We start from the raw sequence: 12,469 nt of genomic DNA on the forward strand, positions 1-12,469 counted from the left end.
GAGAGGGGCCGAAATGGGTTGGCCTGCCGGGACTTGGAGAGCGTCCGTGCGGGCCGGTCCTTTCTCGCTCTCGAACAGGGTATCCCATGAACGTGATCTCTTCCACGGCCGCGAACGCTGCGGCCATGCGGGGTGGCACCTCAAACGAACGTTTCCGCGCCAGTAAAATCCGCAAAGCCGGCGAGGCGCTTCTGCTGCTTCTTGAACGTGGAGAGGCAATCGACGCCGCCGATCTCCGCACCAACCTGACCGATGCTTTCGGCGGCTCGGATGCCGAGGGCCTCTGGACCTGGAAAGACGCCTACGAGGCATGCGAAGTCGCGCAGGTGCTCTTCCTGCGCAAGTTCGGTGCGGCGATCGCCGCCCGCTCAAACGCGTCGGAGGCAGCACTTGCGATGTTGACGAAGATAGCGGACCTGATCCCGAGCCATACGCGCCGCTCTGAGGAAAGCCTGCAGTTTCAGCAATTCTCAACGCCGATTCCGCTGGGCTATGTCGCGGCCCGCGCTGCCGGCCTCGTGGCGAACGACATCGTGCTCGAACCGTCTGCCGGGACGGGACTGATGGCAATCTTCGCCGAGCTTGCCCATGCACGCCTGGCACTCAACGAATATGCGCCCGTCCGGCATGCGCTTCTCGAGCAACTCTTTGCCGCCGCGCCGGTCACGCAGCATGACGCAGCCCACATCGACGACTACCTCGACCGTTCAGTGAGCCCGACCGTCGTGCTGATGAACCCGCCGTTTTCAGCCGGCGTTCACGTCGAGGGCCGCATGGCCGACGCCGCATGGCGTCATATGACCTCGGCCTTCGCGCGGCTTGCCCCGGGTGGGCGGCTCGTGGCGATTACCGGTGCCAGCCTTTCTCCCGACAACCCGAACTGGCGCGGCGCCTTCGTTCGCTTGCAGGAGCGCGGCTCGGTCCTGTTCAGCGCCGCCATCGGCGGCGGCGTCTATGCGCGGCACGGCACGACAATCGAGACGCGCCTGACGGTGATCGACAAGATCGCCCCCGCCGATCCAGCGAGCCTCGTTGCCTCGCACGGTGTCGCTCCCGATCCGGAAACGTTGCTCGCCTGGATTTCCGACCTTCCGCCGCGTTCCCAGTGCCTCCTACCCACCGGCATCCTGTCCGACTGCACGACAATGGCCGTACGCCAACGTGCCGACACCCTGCGCCCTGTGGCGGCCAGAGCGTCTACGGTGCGCCCTGCCGACGATCAGGTCGTCGAACTCTCCTACGAGCTGCGCGATGCTTCGCCCAAAATCCGGGTTGATGTCGCCGACGGCATTTACGAGCCCTATCAACTGCAGGCGATCAATATCCCCGATGCAAAACCCCATCCGGACAGGCTTGTGGAGTCCGTCGCAATGGCGTCGGTCGCGCCACCCAAACCGACCTACCGCCCGCATCTGCCAAAGCGTGCCGTCACCAAAGGCGATCTTTCCGACGCCCAGCTCGAAAGCGTGATCTATGCCGGCGAAGCCCATTCCGGCTATCTCGCCGGCCACTGGTCCGTCGATGCGAGCTTTGACAATCTCAGGGCCGTGACTCCAAACGCCGAGGGCGCGGTCCGCTATCGGCGCGGCTGGTTCCTGGGAGACGGCACAGGCGCCGGCAAGGGCCGTCAAGCGGCCGGGATTATTTTGGACAACTGGCTTAAAGGACGCCGCCGCCATCTATGGATCTCGAAATCCGAGACGCTGATCGAGGATGCACAGCGCGACTGGAGCGCGCTCGGCCAGGAGAAGCTGCAGGTCACGCCGCTTTCACGGTTCCGCCAGGGCGCGCCGATTAAGCTCCACGAAGGCATCCTCTTCGTCACTTTCGCCACACTGCGAAGTGACGAACGCGAGGGAAAGCGGTCGCGCGTCCAGCAGATCGTTGACTGGTTGGGAGGCGATTTTGACGGAGTTGTGATCTTCGACGAAGGTCATGCGATGGCAAACGCTGCGGGCGGCAGGTCCGAGCGCGGGGAAAAGGCTGCTTCGCAACAGGGCCGCGCCGGTCTGCGTCTGCAGCGTGCCCTTCCCGATGCCCGCGTCGTCTATGTCTCCGCGACCGGTGCATCCGAAGTCGAGTCGCTTGCCTATGCCGAACGGCTGGGCCTCTGGGGAGGCGCCGACTTTCCGTTCTCGACGCGATCCGAGTTCATTGCGGCGATCGAGGACGGCGGGGTGGCGACCATGGAAGTGCTTGCCCGCGATCTCAAGGCCATGGGCCTCTACTCCTCGCGGTCGCTCTCCTTCGAAGGCGTCGAATACGATATCCTCGAACATGCGCTCACCGACGAACAGGTACGCATCTACGATTCCTACGCCGAGGCTTTCCAGGTCATTCATAATCATCTCGACGCGGCGCTCGAGGCCTCCGGCATTTGTAGCAGCACGGGCACACTCAACAAAAACGCCAAGGCCGCGGCGCGTTCGGCCTTCGAAAGCTCGAAGCAGCGTTTCTTCAATCATCTTCTGACCTCGATGAAGACGCCCGCACTGATTGGTGCGATCAACAACGATCTGGACCAAGGCCACGCGGCGATCGTTCAGATCATCTCCACCGGCCAGTCGCTCACCGAACGCCGGCTGGCAGAAATCCCGACCGAGGAGTGGGGCGATATCCAGGTCGACGTCACACCGCGCGAGATCGTCGCGGAATATCTCAACCATTCCTTCCCGATCCAGCTTTTCGAGGAATATTCCGACGACCAGGGCAATCTGCTGTCGCGGCCGGTCCATGATGCCGACGGCAATCCAGTCCTTTGCCGCGAAGCCGTCGCCCGCCGGGACGCTCTCCTCGAACGGCTCGGCAGTCTGCCTGCCATTCCAACGGCGCTCGACCAGATCGTCCAGCACTTCGGCACGACCCGCGTTGCCGAGATCACCGGCCGCACGCGTCGGATCGTGCGCCGTGACGGCAGCGGCGCGATTGCCCGCTTTGCCGTCGAGAACCGGCCGGGCAGCGCCAATCTCGACGAGACGCGCGCTTTCATGGATGACGAGAAGCCGATCCTGATCTTCTCCGAAGCCGGCGGCACGGGACGCTCCTACCATGCCGACCTCGGCGCCAGGAACCAGCGGCTGCGGCTCCACAATCTCCTCGAGGCCGGATGGCGGGCGGACGTGGCGATCCAGGGGCTGGGACGCAGTCATCGTACCAACCAGGCGCAGCCGCCGCGCTTCCGCATGATCGCCACCAACGTCAAGGCCGAACGGCGATTTCTGTCGACCATCGCCCGGCGTCTCGACACGCTTGGAGCGATCACGCGCGGACAGCGTCAGACGGGCGGGCAGGGGATGTTCCGCTCCGAGGATAATCTCGAATCCCAATATGCCCGCGATGCGCTCAGGCAGTTCTATAGGCTCATCCATGGCGGCGGTATCGAAGGCTGCTCGCTCGAAACGTTCGAGACGATCACCGGCCTTTCATTGACGGCAGAGGAAGGTGGTCTCAAGGACGAGCTGCCGCCAATTCACACCTTCCTCAATCGGATGCTGGCGCTGACGGTTCGCATGCAGAACTTGCTGTTCGATGCCTTCGAGCAATTGCTCGCCGCCCGTGTCGAGGGCGCGATTGCGTCCGGCGTTTACGACAAGGGGCTGGAGACGCTTGTTGCGGACCGCATGACGGTGAAGGATCGGCGGCTGGTCTATACCCATCCGGTCACCGGCGCGCAGTCGCATCTCTTGACCATCGAACGCATGGATCGCAACAGGCCGATGGTGCTTTCCGACGCATTGGAACTCGCCGCGCATGATCGCCAAGCGAAGCTTGTGATCAACGGCAAGTCCGGCCGCCCGGCCGTCCAGGTTCCGGCTCGCTCGGTCATGCTCGATGACGGATCAATTGAGCCGCGGGTGGCGCTCATCCGGCCGATGGACGAGATCCGCTTCGAGCTGCGCCAGCTCGAAGAGACGAATTGGGAGGAAACGGACAAGCAAACCTTCTCGGCCGCCTGGGAGGCCGAGGTCGCCAATCTCCCCGAATTTTCGCTGTCGACGATGCATGTCGTTTCGGGCCTGCTATTGCCGATCTGGAAATTGCTGCCGCAGGATTATTGCCGGGTCTATCGCCTTCAGACCGACGAGGGTGAGCGCATCGTCGGCCGACTGATAACGTCCGAAGGGCTCTCTCGGTTGTGCCGGAATTTCGGGCTCGACCAGTCCGAAGTCGTCAGCGCCGATCAGATCTGGCAATCGCTGCTCGCCGGATCCTCGGTTGTCGGACTTGCCGGCGGCATGACGCTGCGGCGTGTCCGGGCGATGAACAACTACCGCATCGAGCTCACCGGCTTCACCGACGGCATGCGCGACAGGCTCCGAGCAATCGGCCTGTTCTCGGAAATGATCGCCTGGAAATTGCGGTACTTCATTCCAACGTCGGAGGAAGGACCGGCGATCCTCTCGCGCCTGATTGAACGGCATCACGTTGTCGACGTCGACGGCCGGGGGTGACCGTGATGTTATCCGCCTCGCAACTGGCGGATCGTCTCGCGCGCGACGCGGAGGCTGTCTGCCGCCATTATCTCTCCGCCGGCCACCGGGCCGGCAATTACTGGATCGTCGGCGATGTCGCCAACAACAAGGGCCGTTCGCTCTATGTTCGGCTTAAAGGTGATCGTGCGGGTCGCTGGACCGATGCCGCCTCCGGCCAATATGGCGATTTGCTCGATCTCGTACGGGAGGCCTCAGGGCTTGTCGACTTCCGTGACGTCGCCGATGAGGCGCGGCGTTTCCTGAACGAGCCCCGTGATCCAGCCCGTGCTGAACCGGGATTGTCGCAAAGCGGTGACGCTCCAACTGCGTCGATCGACCGACCGGCTGGCGAACGGGCACGACGGCTGTTTCGGATGACCGAACCGCTTGCCGGCACGCTCGCCGACGGCTACCTGCGCCAGCGCGGCATCCTGCGGGCGGCCTTGCATCCGGCGCTGCGGTTTCACCCATCCTGCTACTACCGCGATCTCGCAAGCGGCAGGACCAGCCGCTATCCGGCCCTGATCGCTGCCGTGACCGATCAATCCGGTGCGATCACGGGCGTGCATCGCACATACCTTGCGTGCTCCGGATCCGAGCCGGGCTGCATCGGCAAGGCTTCGGTCGACACACCCCGCCGTGCGCTGGGTACGCTGCTCGGCAATGCAGTGCGGTTCGGCTTTCCCGCAAAAGACCTTGTGCCGGTCATGATCGCGGGTGAAGGACTCGAAAGCATATTGTCGCTGTCTCATGTGATGCCCGCCATGCCGATGGTTTCGGCGCTGACGGCCAATCACCTCGCCGCCTTCCGGCCGCCGGCAGGGTGTCTGCGCCTCTACCTCGCCGCTGACGCCGATGCCGCCGGCCGGCACGGCATCGAAGGGTTGAGCCGCCGGGCGCAGGCGCTCGGCATCCTGCCGCTGGTGCTTAACCCCGAACTCGGCGACTTCAACGAGGACCTGCGACGTCTTGGGCCCGACCGGCTCTTGGCAAATCTCCGCGACCAGCTCGCACCGGAGGATGCGCATACGCTTCTGTCCGTATGACGCGGCAGCCGGGGAGGCACATGGCGAGCGCGGTGTTGCGGCGTGATGAACAGTGCCGGTCCGGAAAGGCCGCCATCCGGGTTTGCGCGCCTGCGGGCCTGGCGAGAGGCGACCCTTATCATGCCGCGTCCAGGCCTTCAGCGGGTCGGTCAGGTTTCTACCCCGCGCCGGCGCATTTTTCGCGCATCGGCTGATCCGGAAAGCGGGACCGCTTCCGGGCCGATGCCGGGCCGGCGCTCCTCGCGGGCCAAGAAACCTTCCCTCCGCCGCCCGGCGCTTCGCTGGGCCGCTCGCTTTGCTCGCGGTTCCGGCCCGTCTGCCGCATGAACAGGGATCGCCGTCAGGCCGCGAGAGGCGCGGCCGAAACCGACGGAGACCATCATGAACCGCACGCTTCCCATTGACGACGCCTTCGAGCCTCACCACGCATCCTCCCCGACCGACCGCTTCATCTACGAGATGCAGATCCATGGCTATCGCCCCTTCCAGGACGAGCCGGATCCACGGCCCCTACCGGAGGAACCGGTCGTCCACTCCGCGCTGACCGCGATCTTCGACGCCCTCACCGAAATGCTCGGCGACACGCGGCTCGAGCCCGATCTCGAAGACCTCTACTGGTCGACGGTCAATCTCTTCCACCGTGCCGGCGAACGCATCCAGCGCGAACTGCAGCGCAACGAAGATGCACAACGAACCGGGCAGAGCGAACAGGACGGCTCGGAGGTGAAAAGCGTCGAGCTGGAGCGCCACATCGCCGAGGGCATCACCCTTCTTGAGCGCCGCAACGCTTTCGAATTTATGCGCGACTATGCGGCTGACCTGTTCGAAGCCGAGACGGGCTCGGCCTGGCGGCCGCGCACCGGCTCCAAGGTCAGCCACGCCAACATGACCGCGGCTATGATCGACTCGAAAGACTTCCTGTCGGCCCGCCGTCGCGCCGAGACCGAGGTGCTGATGCCGGCCGGTACCAAGATCGCCTTTTCCGGCGGCATGGACTACAACGATCATGAGCGGATCTGGGGTAAACTCGACCTTGCCCATGCCAAGCATCCCGACATGGTTCTCCTGCACGGCGGCTCTCCGAAAGGCGCGGAGCGCATCGCCGCCTGCTGGGCCGAAAGCCGCAAAGTGACGCAGATCGCCTTCAAGCCGAACTGGGCAAAGCACGCCAAGGCAGCTCCTTTTCGTCGAAACGACGAGATGTTGTCGGTGATGCCTGCGGGCGTCATCATCTTCCCGGGCTCCGGGATTACCGGCAATCTCGCCGACAAGGCCCGCCGCCTCGGTATCCCCGTCTGGCAGGCGAACGGCGAGAGCGTTTGAGCGACCTTGGAGAACTGCCATGCGGGATGACCGCATGGCATTATTCATGATTGAGCCTCAAGCCCTGCCTTGACCGCTCCCGCTCTCTCTTGTTCATTCAGGCCATGGTCACGACCTTCAATGCCGTCCAGATTCGCGTTTGCCTCGACGAGATCGAGCCGGATGTCTGGCGTCGTCTCGTCCTGCCGAGCCAATGGAACCTCGAGCAATTGCACCTTGCCATCCAGGCGGCATTCAACTGGTGGAATTATCATCTCCACGAGTTCCGTATCGGCGGACTGCGCTATGGTGACGTCGCGCTCCTGACGGAAGATGCGCTTGACGACGATCCGCGCGTCTTTGATTTTCGGGAGGTGCGGCTTTGCGATTTCGCTGAGGGCGCCCGGTTTACCTATATCTACGACTTCGGCGACAACTGGCGCCATTCGGTCGTGGTGGAAGAGTTTCTCGCATTGGACGCGCCCCCGAAACATGGCGCGTGCGTCCAAGGTGCTCGCGCCCGCCCGCCCGAGGATGTCGGTGGCGTGTCGGATACGAGCGCTTCCTGGACATCATGGCCGATCCGTCCGATCCCGAATACGCAGAAACCAAGCGCTGGTGCGGTGGACATTTCGATCCGGAATGGTTCGACCTCGCAATCGTCGACAAGGATGTTCGCAACGCTTTGCGCGCAAACGTGAAGCGGCGGCTTTACCAGCCGAAGCCCCCGTCCCGGCGCGGCAAATCGGGAATGTGACAAATATTGCCGATTGCCTTTTGCTGGCGCGGCGCAAAGTCCAGTCAAACTTCTGTGGTGGATCTTCTGATCTGAGGTGGACGATTCGCCGCCTCCACGACGAACGCCGCCACGCGGGCATTGCCCTGCCGACTTGAGAACGACGATTGATGGGAGGTAGTCTTTGAGAGAGTCTGAGGTCATCGAGTTCCAGGGGCTGCGGTTTCGTGTTCAACGGCGTCCTGGTTTCATCACACGCATTCAGGCTCGCCTGGCGCTACGCGCCTATGAGAAAACGAAGGGTCCTTTTCTCTGGTTCGAAGCCGAGTTCGAGCGGCTGGAGGCTCTTCGTGGGGCAGCATCGCAAAGATACTTGGTTCTCTATCGGCAAGGTCCGGATGCAGACGCGGTCGCGATTGCCGACGCGGAGCTTGAGATGGAGCAGATAAACAAGCGTTTCGAGGAGTTGGGCGAACCGTCACTGAAGGCGCTCGCGGCATTCGCCCGTGCCAAACGGTCGATGGAGTGTATTCTTGCAAAGGTCGGGTTCGAACCGGTCGATGAGGATCTCGCCGAAAAGCTTTGAATCTCAGGTGTGCCTTGGAAAAATCTCTCGGCCGATCTTGCCTACAGTCAGAATGACAATGAGGTGGAGTTCGAGCGCGTCGGTGAGGAACTGCACATTCGGCCACTGCGGCTCCCGCTAGGCGGCTCGCTTTCACTGCTTCGGTCGAGGATGCCCCATAAGGACTTCATAGTCTCTGTCAGTCAACCGTTCGATCGCTCGCAATTGGGTCGGAATATCCATCCGCTCATGCAACACGGCGGCAATAATGAAAGTTTCGTCGTCGACAACGATATAGACGGCATAGTGATGCTCGATCTTGTGAAGCCGGAACAAATAATGACCAACACGGTCGTCCTTCTTCGTCCTTACGCGGGCATATACTTCCGGGATAGTGTCGAAACCTGCGCGCAGCAGGCGACCATATATCTTAGCTTGTTCTGGCGACCATTTCCGCGCGGTTTCACGAACGGCAAGGCGATAGTTGTCGAGTGCAGTCGGCAAAATGAGGACGCGAGGGGCCACTAGCGCAGTTCTTTATCCAGTTCCGCATCGACGGCATCCAAAGCCGACAAGGGCAGCATTTCCCCACGACGAAACTCCTCCTCCGCTCTCAAAAGAGAACGGATTGCATAGCGGCGGTCTTCTTCACGCGCCATATCTTCGCGAATGAGAGCGCGCACATATTCGCTCGGCGTTGTGTACTGACTCTTCCCGTTGGCGCGCATATCGACGAATGCGCGCATTTCATCGGGCAAACTTACATGCAGGCTGCTGGTCACGACCACGCCCTCCTGGTTGGTTTTCGTCGCAAATTGTTCTTGATGCGAGCCGCAATGTCAATATTTGACATTGCGCGCTACAAATTTGACGCCAGTCCGTTCTGATAAAGGATGGTGGGCTCATGTCGGTGGATGCATAGGCGACTGGTCTGCCTATTTGTTCAACGCATCCTTGAGCGCCTTGGCGGGCGTGAATGCAAGCTTTCTTGCTGCGGCAACCTTAATTGTGGCGCCAGTCGCGGGATTGCGTGCTTCCCGCTCGGGCGTGTCTTTCGGCTTAAACTTACCAAATCCCGGGATCGACGTTTCAGCGCCTGTGGTCGCGGCCGTGGTGATCTCCCGGAATACGGCTTCGACGATCGCCTTGCTCTGCGCTTTGGTCAACTGATGGTCGGCGGCAATCTTGTCGGCGATTTCATTGGCTGTGGTCATGATCAGTCCCTCTCTAAAAGCATGACCATTTCATCGAAGGACGGTCGATGTCACCTTCCCGGCCGGTCGCCTTGTCCGGTTCATGTGGCATTTCCACAGTTTCCGACGGGAATGTAGCCCTTCTGGCGTTTCCGCCGCGCCAATTCCAGGAAGTGGCGTGCCGCGTCCCGCTCGGTTGAAAAGACCTCGCATTTGATGCCGCCGCGTTTGCCGATCCGCCCCCAGGACCGCACGACAGCCGTCTCGCCGAACAACGTCGTCTCGATCGCCAGCATATAGTAGCGCGCCATGTTGCGTGTGGCGTCAACGCGCTGACAGTAGAGTTTGAACGAATAGAGAGCCATGTCTCAAAGAATCGTGGCAACCGGGCGGCCTGTCCAACGACTGTTTTGAATCGATCAGGCGGGACTGATTCATGGCGTTGATAGATGGATCGCTTCGCGCGGAGCGAGCGGATGAGGCGGTTGCCACACGGTGCCAGATCGCTCCCCCGTTGTCGGCGGCAAGGCCCGTGCCCTGTTGCTGTCAGAGGGGACCCCAGGTGTTGGCGTCACCGGCGCCGGGGACATGCAAACAGACCGCACCGTCGCGCCTACTGCGTTGACCGGCCAGAGCCGCCGCCCGGCTGTTGCCGGGTGTGGCACACCGACGATCTCAGTTGGCCCCAGTGACGGATGGAAGCCGGCGCTCAATTTCCCCGTCGGCGGTGGGGACGAGGAGGCGGGCGATCCTGATGGTCTCGAAATTCGTTCACGCCGTCAGATCTGGCCCGGCGCAATCGGATGGCCATTGCTGCATCAACCTTCGTTCGCGCTCCGGGGCCATTCCCGTTCTCTATGTCGCCTTTCTAAGGGACCGGCCGCAACCAGCGTCAACCCCGCAAGGGGGTTCCCCTGCGCTCCGCTCCGGTGACGCCTGCGGCGCGGCCCCTTCTTCGGGCGCCATCGGGAATGGTCCCGAGCAACCGAAGGAGTAACTACCATGGCCACCACGATCGCAACCCTCACCCAGAAGACTGACGGCAGCCTCGAAGGCATCTTCGCAACCATCCGGGTCAACGCCCCGATCGCCATCGTCCCGAACAGCCACAAGGCAAGCGAGGAAGCCCCCGACTACCGCATCATCCACCGCAAGACCGGTTTCGAGATCGGCGCCGGCTGGAACCGCATCGCCCGCCAGACCGGCGAGGAATACCTCTCGGTCAAGCTGGAGGCCCCTGAGATTGGCGTCATCTTCGGAAACCTCGCCCCCGCGCCCGGCGGCGAACCGAACCGCAAGGTCATCCTCTGGAACAACCCGGCCTGAAGGCCGGCGACCGGCCCCTCAAGGGGCCGGTCCCATCCCGGACACGACACCGCTCCGAAAAGGACCTTCCCATGAGCCGCTACACCATCACCGTCGCCCAGCTTGCCAGCCAAGCAACCGATCCGGATGCCATTATCGGCTACGATCGTCCACTGCAGACCTTCTTCCTGCAGGCATTCCCCGACTCGGAAGGCGAGGATCTCGCCCTCTGGCTCGGAACCGATTTCCGAGCCTACGAAACGCTTTCCGCTCTGCGCACCGCGGCACTGGCTCAGGGCTACGACTTCCTCCCGATGGCCGCCGATACGGTCAGGTCTCTCGCCGACGATCTCGCCCGCGAAGGATGGCGCTCTCATGCCGACCCTCTCCTTGAAGCGCTGTTGAGCGGCAAGACCACCCCGACCTGATCTCGCGGTAACGTCTGAGCCCGCAGTTATCCGATGACGGCCGCGGGCGATATCTGATCCAGAATTTCGTCGGCGCCATTTCGCCGAGCGTGCCTTCCGGGGCTGCTCTCAGAGGCGGCAGCTTCGCTGCCGCTCGCTTTTTGGTGCCACACGAGAGGTTGGTTTTCTGCTCAGACTGTCCAAGTCTGTCATGAGGCAAGGAAGGCCTCAAGGCCCGAGCGGCCCCTCGCAATTTTTCCTCCGCTGCGTTGCACTCCGCTCCAGAAAAATCGGTTCCTCCGCTCGTCCGGCTCCGCCGGTCGCGTTCCGCGAGCCTTGACCCCTTCCTTGCCTCATGACGGCCGTCGGCATCTTTCACGTCAACAAGGATGACGACGATGACGAACAGCTACTATTTCACCCTTGAATGCACCATCGAGGAACTGCGGGCCGAGGCCAAAGAGGCGGCGTCCCTGGAAGAGCGCCGCATGATCGAGGCTGAACTGGAGGTGCTGAAGTCCGAGCTCGAGGAATATGCCCGGGAGCAGCTGCCGTGAGGCAGCTTCTTTCGCTCGGCTCTGGAGCGCGAGAGGCTGGATCGACCGGCCCCTCGCGCTGGCACCGTGTTCCCACAGTTGCGCTATGGCTTGATCGCGATTAGACTCGTGCAGAAACGCCAGTATATGGCAACAGCCGGATTTCCCGCCGTTGCCAGCAGATGCAAGTGAGAGCGCCCTCGTCGCACGCCGCAACCGGATGTCCTTTCATGACAATTGATCCTCACGCCACGACCGATCATTCCGATCCAATTCGGAAAGCTCCCTATTGGCGCTTGCTTGCTTTGCCTTTTGAATTTCTCAAAGCCGTCGGCCGCATCGTCCTCTATTGCATCTGGTATGTCGCCTTCTATCTCCTGTGCGCGTTTCGGCCGTTCACCGGGATGCTGGTTCTGGCGGCAATCGTCATGCCGCCGATGTCGATCGTCGTCCTTGCCCATCCGCAGGCGGCGGCGGGCATGCCGTTTTGGCTGATCGGCCTCATAGCGATCGGGTTTGTCGCCTTTGCCCTTGGCTATACAATGTTCGTCGATTGGTTCACGCCGCCTGGTGCTGAAGAACCGTTCGAGCGATATCGGCGTCAACGGTAGAAACCCGCCGACTGGCGCTACCACGAATGCTGCAAGATTTCTTCAATCCATCGCTCGCCGTCATAGGCAAATTCGACGTCGATCGACATGACAGCTGGGTCGTCGGAAAATCGGGTGCGAACCATCGAAGCGGCAAACGCATTCGAGGCCCGCTCTTCGGCGAGCGAGTCGACAATCTCGGGCGCCACGCAAATGTCTTGCAGGCGCCGACGAGCCAGAGCGTGATATCGTCATGGCCATCCGACGCTCGCCGATCGTCAGCCAGCATACCGTCCAGTAGCTCGGAATTCACCGAC

13 protein-coding genes and 1 pseudogene are annotated in these 12,469 nt (G+C 62.2%); 9 read left to right on the forward strand and 5 right to left on the reverse strand.

The window, feature by feature from the left end:
- The first annotated feature begins 86 nt into the window (after positions 1 to 86).
- The 5 genes and pseudogenes from NMA58_RS29660 (at position 87) to NMA58_RS29680 (ending at position 8,142) form a co-directional block, all read left to right on the forward strand.
- On the forward strand, positions 87 to 4,451 hold the full coding sequence (locus NMA58_RS29660) for a strawberry notch-like NTP hydrolase domain-containing protein (RefSeq protein ID WP_434714981.1): 4,365 nt from the start codon (positions 87 to 89) through the stop codon (positions 4,449 to 4,451).
- 5 nt (positions 4,452 to 4,456) lie between these two features.
- Complete coding sequence (locus NMA58_RS29665; RefSeq protein ID WP_416068784.1) at positions 4,457 to 5,518, forward strand: DUF7146 domain-containing protein; 1,062 nt, start codon at positions 4,457 to 4,459, stop codon at positions 5,516 to 5,518.
- A 381-nt stretch (positions 5,519 to 5,899) separates the two neighbouring features.
- Positions 5,900 to 6,841 (forward strand): DUF2493 domain-containing protein, encoded by a 942-nt coding sequence (locus tag NMA58_RS29670; protein WP_413990710.1) that lies wholly within the window; start codon positions 5,900 to 5,902, stop codon positions 6,839 to 6,841.
- A gap of 104 nt (positions 6,842 to 6,945) precedes the next feature.
- Positions 6,946 to 7,577: pseudogene (locus NMA58_RS29675) on the forward strand (plasmid pRiA4b ORF-3 family protein).
- Positions 7,578 to 7,740: 163 nt separating this feature from the next.
- Positions 7,741 to 8,142, forward strand: a complete 402-nt coding sequence (locus NMA58_RS29680) for a hypothetical protein (RefSeq protein ID WP_416068607.1) — start codon at positions 7,741 to 7,743, stop codon at positions 8,140 to 8,142.
- A gap of 132 nt (positions 8,143 to 8,274) precedes the next feature.
- Here NMA58_RS29680 and NMA58_RS29685 read toward each other — a convergent pair whose 3' ends face one another.
- The 4 genes from NMA58_RS29685 to NMA58_RS29700 all read right to left on the reverse strand — a co-directional run bounded on the left by NMA58_RS29685 (position 8,275) and on the right by NMA58_RS29700 (position 9,679).
- Positions 8,275 to 8,646, reverse strand: coding sequence for a type II toxin-antitoxin system RelE/ParE family toxin (locus NMA58_RS29685; protein ID WP_431324642.1), 372 nt, complete (start codon positions 8,644 to 8,646; stop codon positions 8,275 to 8,277).
- The gene (locus tag NMA58_RS29690; protein WP_416068606.1) at positions 8,646 to 8,903 is read right to left on the reverse strand and encodes a ribbon-helix-helix domain-containing protein; all 258 of its coding nucleotides are present in this window, start codon (positions 8,901 to 8,903) and stop codon (positions 8,646 to 8,648) included. Before NMA58_RS29690 ends, NMA58_RS29685 begins: the two co-directional genes overlap by 1 nt.
- 153 nt (positions 8,904 to 9,056) lie before the next feature.
- The gene (locus NMA58_RS29695; protein ID WP_416068605.1) at positions 9,057 to 9,335 is read right to left on the reverse strand and encodes an HU family DNA-binding protein; all 279 of its coding nucleotides are present in this window, start codon (positions 9,333 to 9,335) and stop codon (positions 9,057 to 9,059) included.
- Between the two features lie 80 nt (positions 9,336 to 9,415).
- Positions 9,416 to 9,679 (reverse strand): WGR domain-containing protein, encoded by a 264-nt coding sequence (locus NMA58_RS29700; protein ID WP_416068604.1) that lies wholly within the window; start codon positions 9,677 to 9,679, stop codon positions 9,416 to 9,418.
- Positions 9,680 to 10,316: 637 nt separating this feature from the next.
- Between NMA58_RS29700 and NMA58_RS29705 the strand changes: the two genes are divergently transcribed.
- The 4 genes from NMA58_RS29705 to NMA58_RS29720 all read left to right on the forward strand — a co-directional run bounded on the left by NMA58_RS29705 (position 10,317) and on the right by NMA58_RS29720 (position 12,173).
- The gene (locus NMA58_RS29705; RefSeq protein ID WP_416068603.1) at positions 10,317 to 10,640 is read left to right on the forward strand and encodes a DUF736 domain-containing protein; all 324 of its coding nucleotides are present in this window, start codon (positions 10,317 to 10,319) and stop codon (positions 10,638 to 10,640) included.
- Between the two features lie 71 nt (positions 10,641 to 10,711).
- Complete coding sequence (locus tag NMA58_RS29710; RefSeq protein ID WP_069460878.1) at positions 10,712 to 11,047, forward strand: hypothetical protein; 336 nt, start codon at positions 10,712 to 10,714, stop codon at positions 11,045 to 11,047.
- 377 nt (positions 11,048 to 11,424) lie between these two features.
- Positions 11,425 to 11,583 carry a hypothetical protein gene (locus tag NMA58_RS29715; RefSeq protein WP_416068602.1) on the forward strand — a complete coding sequence of 53 codons (159 nt, stop codon included), beginning with the start codon at positions 11,425 to 11,427 and terminating at the stop codon, positions 11,581 to 11,583.
- 209 nt (positions 11,584 to 11,792) lie between these two features.
- Positions 11,793 to 12,173, forward strand: coding sequence for a hypothetical protein (locus NMA58_RS29720; RefSeq protein WP_416068601.1), 381 nt, complete (start codon positions 11,793 to 11,795; stop codon positions 12,171 to 12,173).
- A gap of 17 nt (positions 12,174 to 12,190) precedes the next feature.
- On the opposite strand, the gene NMA58_RS29725 is transcribed toward NMA58_RS29720, so the two are convergent.
- Positions 12,191 to 12,361 (reverse strand): hypothetical protein, encoded by a 171-nt coding sequence (locus tag NMA58_RS29725; protein WP_416068600.1) that lies wholly within the window; start codon positions 12,359 to 12,361, stop codon positions 12,191 to 12,193.
- Positions 12,362 to 12,469 lie beyond the last annotated feature (108 nt).

It is taken from the genome of Rhizobium sp. YTUHZ045, assembly GCF_051124255.1.
Lineage (GTDB): Bacteria > Pseudomonadota > Alphaproteobacteria > Rhizobiales > Rhizobiaceae > Rhizobium.